Genomic DNA, 8,121 nt, shown 5'->3' on the forward strand with positions numbered 1-8,121 from the left:
CGGGCCATGGCGGGGGCGAGGCGGCAAGGCGCAAGGCGCAGTGGCGCATCAGCGCGGCCACGTGCGGGTTGGCCGGGTCGTGCAGGGCGAAGTGGGCGCGGGTGCGTTCCATGGCTTCGTCGAAGCGGGCGGCCACCATGGGCGGCATGTCCCCTTCGCTGCCCTCTTCGCCGATGACGGCAGCCTCGGTGACGCCCCAGATCTTGAGAATGCGCAGGCCCGCGGGCGAGAGCACGTCGCCGCACTTGAACAGCAGGCGTCCGTTGCCGTCGCGGATGTCGTCGGCCACGCGCATGCCTGGCTTCAGGTCTGTGATGCTGATGCGTGTCATGAGGCTCCGTGCGGGGCTGCGGGCAGATGCTCGAAACGGCTCGCTGCCTGTGTACCGGGCTGCTGGGGTCCGGCGTGGTCCGGTCTGGTCTGGCGCGGTCCGGCGCGGTCCGGTCTGGTCTGGCGCGGTCCGGCGTGGTCCGGCGCGGTCCGGTCTTGTTCAGCAGATTCTGTTGATTCGGCAGATTCAGCTGGTCTGCCAGATTCTGCGGATTCGGCATGGCTGGCAGACTGGCATGATTCGGTATGCCTCGCCTGGACGGTCTGCGGTGTGCCCGGCCCGGCGAGGGGCGTTTGGCGCGCCGAATCGTTCAGGTGCGCCCATGTGCCTGGCGAGCGAGGGCGACACGGACCCGAAGCATAGTACAGGAAATGACCGGGCGCATGCAACAGGGTTGCCGTGCACCACCCCCATGCCGCCCCGACACCGCCGCCGAGGCTGCCCACAAATCAGTGCTGCCGCCCTTTGCTTCCCCTTCGGGGCGAGTTCTGGTAGGTACGTGCCCGGGCCGGCAGGCTGCGGACCCGCGCCGCATGCGTGTTTCCCGAACATCCCGTGTGCGCCCCGTGTCCGTTTCGTTCCTGTCCCGGACCTGTCCCGGACCTGTTCCGGACCTGCCCCGGCAATGTCACGGTGATGTCCCGGCAGTTTCCTTCGGCGCCTTCCTGCCCGTGGCGGGCGGCCACGAAGTTCCCCGGCCCCCGGTTCGCTGTCGGGCCCGGATTCCACTCTCTCTTCGTCCCAAGGAAACCGAATGAATTTCAACATGCTGGACGCAGCGTTCCTGATCATCGTCGGGCTGTTCGTGCTGCGCGGGCTGTTTCGCGGCTTCGTGGAAGAGGTGGCGGGCCTCGTGGGGGTCATCGGCGGGTTCATTCTGGCCAACCGCCACCACGGCGATGCCGCTCCCCATGTGGCCAAGGTGGTGGGCGATCCCGGCTGGGTCAACGTCATCGCCTACGTGGGTGTGTTTCTGGGCGTGTTGCTGGTGGTGGCCATCGTGGCGCGCATCATCCGGAAATTGCTGGTCATCACCTTCGCGGGGTGGCTCGACCACATGGCGGGCGGGGTGATGGGCGCGGCCAAGGGGCTGCTGATCTGCTCCATCCTGCTGGCCGTGCTGCTGCATTTTTTGCCAGACGCCGCGTTTGTGCGCGATTCTCGCGTGATTCCGTACCTTTCGATGATTACCAGCTACGTGAAGACGTTTTTGCCGCAGCAATTGTTCTGACGAGCTGCGAACGCTGGCCCAAATGCCGACGGACGGCGAACGCCGACCCGAATCCCTGCTTCCCCAATCCCACCTCCAACGCCCGGCGCGCCGGGCATCCGATGGATCGCAGACCATGAGCACCGAATCCGCGTCCCCGAATTCTCCCCACAGCCTTCAGGCCATCACCGACGTCATTGACCGCCTGCTGGCCCCCGAAGGCTGCCCGTGGGATCGTGAGCAGACCCCCGAATCGCTGGCCGACTACGTCATCGAGGAATGCTTCGAACTGGTGGAGGCCATCCGCTCGGGCAAGGTGCACGACGTGCGCGAGGAACTGGGCGACGTGATGTTCCTGCTGGCGTTCATCGGGCGCCTGTATGCCGACAAGGGGGCGTTCACGCTGGCCGATGCCGTGGAAGGCAACGCCGCCAAGATGATTCGCCGCCACCCGCACGTGTTTGCCGAGGGTGAATGCGCCAGCCGAGAGGAACTGCTGCGCAACTGGGAACGCATCAAGCGTGAGGAAAAGGCGGCGGCCATGGCCGAGGATGCCGACGCCGAGGGCGATGCACAGGCCGCTCCCGCCGATGGCGCGTCCGGCGATGCCCCGGGGGGCGTGTTCGACAGCCTGCCCAAGGGGCTGCCCCCGCTGGTCAAGGCCTATCGCCTGCACTCCAAGGCCGCCCGCGTGGACTTCACCTGGGAGAGCGACGAGGACGTGGAGCAGCAGGTGGAGGCCGAATGGCTGGAATGGCTGGACGCCTCGGCCAGCGGCGACAAGGAGCGCCAGGAGCAGGAACTGGGCGACTTTCTGTTCACCATCGTGGAGCTTGGCCGCCGCAAGGGCATCAAGGCCAACGCCGCGCTGGACTACGCCACGCTGAAGTTCCTGCGCCGCTTCGAAGGCATGGAGGCGCTGGCGCGCGAACGCGGGCTGGACTTTCCCAACCTTCCCTTTGAAGAAAAGGACGCACTGTGGAACGAGGTGAAGGCCGCCGAAAAGGCCTGATGCCCGACCGATTCGACCGACTTGATCGAATCGACCGGGCCGACGATGTCGCGGCCCAGCGCGGCGCAGAGCGGGGAACGCGCCTTGCCGTCCGTGCTCCCGCGTTCCGTGGTGCCCGTCCGGTCCGCGCGAGTCATGCGGCACAGGCCCTCGGCCCGGCAGGGGCGACCGGGCGGAATGCCGCGCCGGATGCCGCCAGTCCGACAACGATGGCGACCATGGCCCCCGTCGTGCCCTCCGTCCTCCCTGCCGTTTCTGTCGGGGACGGCAGGACGCCGGACCCGCGTGCCCTGCGTATTGCCGATGCCATCCTGAACTGGCTGGCCCGCGGGGTGCGCCTGGATGCCCCGGCCCGCGCGTTCCTGGAGGCCCAACTGGGTGTCACGGGGCTTGCGGGCCTGCCTGCACGGGGGGCCGCCGCGCGGCTGGCCCCGTTGCTGGGGGCCAAGCCGGAAGGACACGGCCCCCCCGGCTCTCCCGGTTCCCCGGAGCACCCGGGCACTCCCGATCCCCCCGATATTGCCGATACTGCCGCCGAAGGCGCGCTGGAATACCTGCTGTACCCGGACACCGCCCTGCGCCTGTCGGTCGAGCGGCTGCTGGCGTCGCAGGCTGACCAGGATGCGCCGGGCGCATCCGACCCCGGTGCGCCATCGGTCCGCCTTGCGGACGCGGTGCTGGCCGTGTTGCCGCCGGACGCCACCGCCGTGCTGCATGTTCCGGATGCCTCCGGCGTTGCCGGAAATCCGCCACGCCTGCCCGATCTGCCCTATCTGCCCGATCTGCCCGACCTGCCCGACCTGTCGGGCTCTGCCCCTGCGTCCCACGGGCCAGCCGCGTCCGGCACGCCTGACCCAGCCAGCACGCCCGGCACCGGCATGCTCGAGCTTGTCCGGCTCACCCTGCCCGTGCCTCGTTGGGCCATGGCCCTGCTGGTGCGCCGACTGCGCCTGGACCGGGTGGTTCCCGCCTCCATGGCCGTTGCCGCGGCGGAACACCTGCCGGAACAACAGGCCCTGGCGGTGCTTCTGGCCCTGCGCGATGCCCGGTTCGCCCTGACGGAAGCCGCCCCCGCCCCGTGTGACGATCCTGCGGGCAGTCCCCCCGGGCCTGTCCGCGAAAGTCGCCCTGACCTGGTGCTGCGGTTCATCAGGCACATGCCCCAGTCCGACCCCGGCTACGTCGAGACGCTGGCCCTGTGGCTGGACCTGCTGCACGACCTGCCGCCCGGCAAGAGCGCGCATGCGGCCCTTTGCGCGCGGCGCGAACGGTTGTCCCGCGCCGCGCGCGAGGCGGACGAGTTCACCGAGCGGCTGGGCCGCCTGAACATGGAAATCCTGATGCTGCAAGGGGTGCATGCCCCGGCCCTGGATGCCGCAGAGGCACGCCGCCGGGTGCGACTGATGGACAGGATGTGCCTTGCCGTGCTGGGCCGCCCCGCCGCGCTGGACCCGGCGGAAGCAGGCATGGCTCCCAGTACGCCGGATGGGCACGATCTGGGGGCGTTCGATCCCGCCACGGGGCTTGACGACCTGATGCGCCTGCTCTCGTAAAGGTCGGGTGCGCCGCAGCGGAACCGTTCCGCCACGGCGCACCCCGGTGCCCATTGGCGCCCGCGCGTCAGACGGTGACGTCCACGTGCTCCCCAAGGCCGCGCACGGCCACGGGAGACTCGGTCTGCGTCTGTCCGGCGTCCCGGCGTTCCTGCCGGGGAAGGGCGTCTGCCTGAATGGTCGCAAGCTGCTGCCCGTCCTGTTGCATCAGGCGGGTCTGCTCCAGCACGTTCAGGATGCCCTCCGCGCCACCGGTAAGCTGGTCTATCCGCATGGCGCACCTCCTTTCCGGGGAGATGAGTCGCCCCGTATCCCTCCTATCGGCAGGTGGCGCGCTTTCCACAGGGGTACCCGTGAAAACGGATGCATTCCGCACCTGTCTTGCGTATCATCTTCGCCAGTCCTTGCAGTCACGCCGCCCGTACCGCATACGGGGCGCCGGCAGGCCGGGCAGACCGCGCCGAGCCGTATCCACAAGGGAGGCCGCCATGCTCATGCCGCAGAACGAAGCCAAGTTTCGCTACTGTCCCTTCCTGAAGACCAGCGACGACAAGATGCGCTTCTGCGTCGGCGCCCAATGCATGATGTGGCGCTTCAAGCACCCCCAGCGCAGCGGCGAAGGCGACGAAGGCTATTGCGGGCTGGCTGGCAAGCCCGCTGGCGCCATGTAGGCGCCGGGCCCGGACCGCATTCAAATCCCCGGTCCCGCGCACCGCAAGGGCGGGCCGCACAGGCGCTTTCCTCCACCTCCTCCGCTGCACGGCATCCGTGCAGCAAATGCAGCATCCCACCAACGGGCACCCATCCATGAATACCATCCCGGCCAAGGGAAATCGCGCTACCACCTCGCGCAATCTGTTTTCGTACTTCCTCTTCCTGTTGCTGCTGCTTGCCCTGTGGCTGGCCTATCAACTGGTGGAATCCTTCCTGCACACCCTCATCCTGGGGGCGGTGTTCTCCGCCATCTGCTATCCGCTGTACCTGCGCTGCAAGCCGCTGGTGCGGGGCAGTTCCATCGTTTCCGCACTGCTGGTGCTGACGGGGCTGGTGGTGTGCATCGTCATTCCGTTGTGCGTGTTCGTGGCCTTGCTGATTCCCCAGGGCATGCAGACGGTGACGGCCATCAACAAGTGGCTGAGCGGCGGCGGGCCGGCGGCCCTGCTTTCGGAATCGAACCTGGAGCCGTGGCTGCAATGGGTGCGGGTGAACCTGCCGTTCATCGACCTGGGGCACATCGACTTCCAGACCAGCCTGTTGCAGATGTCCCGCACGGCAGGGCAGACGCTGATACAGTGGGGCTCGTACGTGCTGGGGAACACCATGCTGTTCTTCCTGCACTTTCTGCTGCTGCTTCTGGTGATGTTCTTCATGCTGAAGGATGGCAAGCGCATGGTGGCCGGAGTGAAATACCTGTGCCCCCTGCGCGAGGAACAGGAGGACATGATCATCCAGAGCCTGCGCCGGGTGGCCCGCGCCGTGCTGGTGGGCGGGCTGCTGGTGGCCGTGGTGCAGGGGGTGCTGGGGGGGCTTGGCATGGCCATCGTGGGCATGCCCGGCCTGTTCTGGGGTACGGTGATGGGTTTTGCCTCGCTGGTGCCGGTGGTGGGCACGGGCCTGGTGTGGGGACCGGCCTCCATCTACCTGCTGTTGATGGGGCAGTGGAAGGGGGCGGTGTTCCTGGTGCTGTGGTGCTCGCTGGTGGTGGCCGGGGCGGATTCATTTTTGCGGCCCTACTTCATGCGGGGCAGTTCCGGTGCCTCGGTGTTCTACATCTTCCTGTCCATCCTGGGCGGGCTGAAGACCTTCGGCATGGCGGGCATCATCTACGGCCCGCTCATTCTCAGCTTCACCATGGTCATGCTGAACCTGTACGGCGAGGAGTACCGCGACATTCTGGCCCCGCAGACGGCGAACGGAGCAAATTGTCCGCTGCCGGACCACGAAGCGGAAGGGGCAGGAAACGCGGCAACCAGCTCCCCGGAAGGAAAGGGCGGCGGATAGGGGCGGCCCCTGGAGTAACCGGGGCCGGAAACACGCGGGTAACGAACGCGTGGCCTTCTTGCCATTTTTCAAGGTTACCGATAGGCGATGGACTGGGTGGGTGCTGACCGCCCGCAGCGAGGGGACAATGCCGTGGACGGACCGGGGCCTGCCAGATCCGGCAGGCATTGCCCGCCGTCATTCCAGACGCCGCACGCCCTTCGGGTGTGCCCAGCACGGCACGCGGCCCCGCCGGTACATCCGGCCCCGTATCGCAAACCGTCGGTGAACCGGGTTTCGACCCGCAGGGAGAGACGTGTTGCGCGAACCTTCCGGTGCACATCCCGTGTCCGGCACCGCAGAATCGCATGCCGATCCGGAACGCTCTGCCATGGCCGAGGCAATGGCAGGCAAGGACGCGGCGCGCCGCGTCGGTCCGTCGGATACGCCCCCGCAGCCTGACACGTCCCGTTCGCCTCAGGCGAACCCATCGCCTCAGGCGCACGGGGTGCCACTGCCCTCCCTGTCGCCGTTGCCGTCCGGCCTCTGCGTAGCCGGTGACGGCCTGTTCGCCGGGCTGCCGGACCTGGCCGCCATGCTGGGCAAGCCTGCGCGATGCGCGTTGCAGGAAGAACTGGGCGCTCCGCCCACACCCGGCCTCCTCGAAGCGACGTCCGATTCCCCTCTCCCCACCGCCCATGGGGCTCCGCCTGATTTACCAGAACCGGCGCCTTGCGGGCCTGACAGGCCTTCCCGCGGCGGATTTTGGCCCCACGGTGACCTTGCCGCGCAGTTCGGCGCGGCGGGCATCGGCGTGTGCGTGTTCGACCCGGCGGGTCAGCTGCTGTACATGAACGGTCGCATGGCCGACCTGTTTGGCTGCGGCCCGGAGGGCATTCCCTCGCTGTTCTGCGCCCGCATGGTGGGGCTGGAAGGCACTGCCGACGTGCTGGCGCTGTTCCTGCGCGTGGCATCCGGCCAGGACGAGGGCGGCAGCGTGCGCAAGCGCTTCCTGCGGGGTGACGGCGGCACCATGCTCGCCTCGGTCACCCTGTACGCGGTGCACGACGCCCAGGGCCAGCCGCTGCATGTGGTGCACCTGATGCGCCCGCTGGAACGTACGGACCGTCCCGATAGGGGCGGCGACCGGCCCGAGGCCCTGGCCCGGCGACGTTTCGACGACGTGCCCTTTCCCGTGGGCTGGTCCGCCACCGAGGGCGCCCAGACGCCCGGCACCGCGCGGCCCGACCGCTACCGCGCCGCATTGCACCTCATCGCCCACGCCACCCTGCACGAGGCCGATCCCGACAGCCTTGGCGCGGCCTTCACGCGCATTTTCCGTTCGCTGCTGCCGGGCGAGCCGCCGGAACTGGTGGTCTACCCCGGCGACGGCAGCCGTACCGTGTATTCTTCCGACGAGGCAGCCGGGCGCAAGGATGCCGCGCCACCGTGCGACCTTGCGGCGCGGGTGTACCTGCGCGGCGAGACCGTGCGCGTGGACGCCGACGAACTTCGCGAACTGGCCGAACTTGGCGAATGCCTCCTGCCCGATCCCGTTCCCGCCCACTGGCTGGGCGTGCCGCTGCGCACCCGTACCGGCGAAGTGCTGGGGGCCATTGCGTGCCGGGTGGCGGGCGAGGGAGATGCCGACCATGCCGATACCCTGGAACGGGCAGAGCCGGTCGGCACGCAGCCCCTGCCGCGGGCCGTGCCCGCGCGGGTCAGGCAGGGGTTTTCTGCGGAAGACCGCCGCCTGCTGGAGCTGGTGTCCGGCCATGTGGCCGACGCCCTGGCCGCCCGGCGCGATCTGGGCCGCCGCGCCCTGGACGAGGTGCGCTATCGCGCCTCGTTCATGGACGCCGTGGCGGGCATGGCCCTGCTGGATGCCGGGGGCAGGCTGCTGGCGGTGAACAGGGCTTTCGAGGCCGCTTTCGGCTACCCCGACGGGGTGCTGGCGGGTACGGACCTGCGCGACCTGCTGCCCCCCGACGTGGCCGGGCAGGCCCTGCGCGAGTTCGGCGGGCTGTGGCTTTCG

Annotated in this window: 7 protein-coding genes and 1 pseudogene; 6 read left to right on the top strand and 2 right to left on the bottom strand. The window is 68.7% G+C overall.

Annotated features, from left to right (window positions below; all coding sequences use genetic code 11):
* A pseudogene (locus tag FVW20_RS02380) lies at positions 1-331 on the bottom strand (HDOD domain-containing protein); the annotation flags it as partial.
* Between the two features lie 754 nt (positions 332-1,085).
* Here FVW20_RS02380 and FVW20_RS02385 point away from each other — a divergent pair.
* From FVW20_RS02385 to FVW20_RS02395, 3 genes are all read left to right on the top strand, one after another.
* Entirely contained in the window at positions 1,086-1,562 is a 477-nt protein-coding gene (locus FVW20_RS02385) for a CvpA family protein (RefSeq protein WP_196608136.1), read from the top strand.
* A gap of 115 nt (positions 1,563-1,677) precedes the next feature.
* Entirely contained in the window at positions 1,678-2,553 is an 876-nt protein-coding gene (gene mazG, locus FVW20_RS02390; RefSeq protein ID WP_196608137.1) for a nucleoside triphosphate pyrophosphohydrolase, read from the top strand.
* Positions 2,554-2,771: 218 nt separating this feature from the next.
* The gene (locus FVW20_RS02395; protein WP_231038797.1) at positions 2,772-4,106 is read left to right on the top strand and encodes a hypothetical protein; all 1,335 of its coding nucleotides are present in this window, start codon (positions 2,772-2,774) and stop codon (positions 4,104-4,106) included.
* A gap of 67 nt (positions 4,107-4,173) precedes the next feature.
* On the opposite strand, the gene FVW20_RS02400 is transcribed toward FVW20_RS02395, so the two are convergent.
* A complete protein-coding gene (locus FVW20_RS02400; RefSeq protein ID WP_196608139.1) occupies positions 4,174-4,380 on the bottom strand; it encodes a hypothetical protein in 207 nt (68 codons plus the stop codon).
* A gap of 214 nt (positions 4,381-4,594) precedes the next feature.
* On the opposite strand from FVW20_RS02400, the gene FVW20_RS02405 reads away from it, so the two are divergent.
* The 3 genes from FVW20_RS02405 to FVW20_RS02415 all read left to right on the top strand — a co-directional run.
* Complete coding sequence (locus FVW20_RS02405) at positions 4,595-4,777, top strand: hypothetical protein (protein ID WP_196608140.1); 183 nt, start codon at positions 4,595-4,597, stop codon at positions 4,775-4,777.
* A gap of 136 nt (positions 4,778-4,913) precedes the next feature.
* Positions 4,914-6,107: an AI-2E family transporter gene (locus tag FVW20_RS02410; protein ID WP_196608141.1), complete on the top strand. Its 1,194-nt coding sequence runs from the start codon at positions 4,914-4,916 to the stop codon at positions 6,105-6,107.
* A 487-nt stretch (positions 6,108-6,594) separates the two neighbouring features.
* On the top strand, positions 6,595-8,121 hold a 1,527-nt coding region (locus tag FVW20_RS02415), incomplete at its 3' end, for a PAS domain-containing protein (RefSeq protein WP_307831309.1).

Source organism: Nitratidesulfovibrio oxamicus (genome assembly GCF_015731765.1).
Classification (GTDB): domain Bacteria; phylum Desulfobacterota; class Desulfovibrionia; order Desulfovibrionales; family Desulfovibrionaceae; genus Cupidesulfovibrio; species Cupidesulfovibrio oxamicus.

What these genes read in the sequence shown, in the direction of transcription:
- FVW20_RS02405 (WP_196608140.1), top strand. Translation starts at nt 4,595, where the DNA reads ATGCTCATGCCGCAGAACGAAGCCAAGTTTCGCTACTGTCCCTTCCTG.
- FVW20_RS02400 (WP_196608139.1), bottom strand. Translation starts at nt 4,380, where the DNA reads ATGCGGATAGACCAGCTTACCGGTGGCGCGGAGGGCATCCTGAACGTG.
- FVW20_RS02395 (WP_231038797.1), top strand. Translation starts at nt 2,772, where the DNA reads ATGGCCCCCGTCGTGCCCTCCGTCCTCCCTGCCGTTTCTGTCGGGGAC.
- FVW20_RS02410 (WP_196608141.1), top strand. Translation starts at nt 4,914, where the DNA reads ATGAATACCATCCCGGCCAAGGGAAATCGCGCTACCACCTCGCGCAAT.
- mazG (WP_196608137.1), top strand. Translation starts at nt 1,678, where the DNA reads ATGAGCACCGAATCCGCGTCCCCGAATTCTCCCCACAGCCTTCAGGCC.
- FVW20_RS02385 (WP_196608136.1), top strand. Translation starts at nt 1,086, where the DNA reads ATGAATTTCAACATGCTGGACGCAGCGTTCCTGATCATCGTCGGGCTG.